The organism is Synechococcus sp. BA-120 BA3, from assembly GCF_034931285.1.
Taxonomy (GTDB): Bacteria; Cyanobacteriota; Cyanobacteriia; order PCC-6307; family Cyanobiaceae; genus Cyanobium.
On sequence record NZ_JAYGHZ010000511.1, the window covers coordinates 1 to 631 of the forward strand.

General features: G+C 68.6%; 1 protein-coding gene. It reads left to right on the forward strand.

Annotated elements, in window-relative coordinates; genetic code table 11:
* Positions 1-98: 98 nt before the first annotated feature.
* Positions 99-631 (forward strand): Crp/Fnr family transcriptional regulator (locus VB737_RS17220; protein WP_500314774.1); only part of this gene is annotated, 533 nt, incomplete at its 3' end.

A 631-nucleotide genomic window follows, 5' to 3' on the forward strand; every position in this document is an offset into this window, starting at 1 on the left:
TTCGCAACCACCAGCTGCTATTGAGAATCGCTTGCAAAAGTGGCGGTGGATCGCCTAGGTTGAGAGCCATTCGCAATAAGGCCCCCTTCCTTCGCCCGATGCGTTACCGCTTCCTCCCCGACGATCCCGTCGCCGCCGTGCGCATGCCCGCCGGTCAGACGGTCCTGCTTGATCCCACCCCGCGCCCCGGCGGCTCCTGCCTCGAGGTCCTCGACGGCATCGCCCGCGTCTACTGCCCCTGTGAGGAGACCGAGGGCATGACCCTGGCCTTTCTCCAAAGCGGCGACCAGCTCCGCACCGACCGTCTCTGCAGCGAGGGCGTCTGCGTTGAGGCCCTCACCCCCCTCTGCTTCCGCAGCGATGCCGAGCCCCTCGAAGGCCATGGCTTCGATCCGGTCAACGAGTGGACCCTGCAGCTGCTGCGCATCCGCCACCTCGGCAGCGCCGAGCAGCGGCTCCACGCCCTGCTCTCCCTGCTGGTGCGCCGTCTGGGCCGCCGCTGCGGACCCTGGTGCGACCTTCCCTTCCGCCTCACCCATGAGCGCATCGGTGAGCTGATCGGCACCACCCGCGTCACCACCACCCGCCTGATCTCCCGCATCCGCGCCGCCGACCTGCTCCAGGTCCCCAG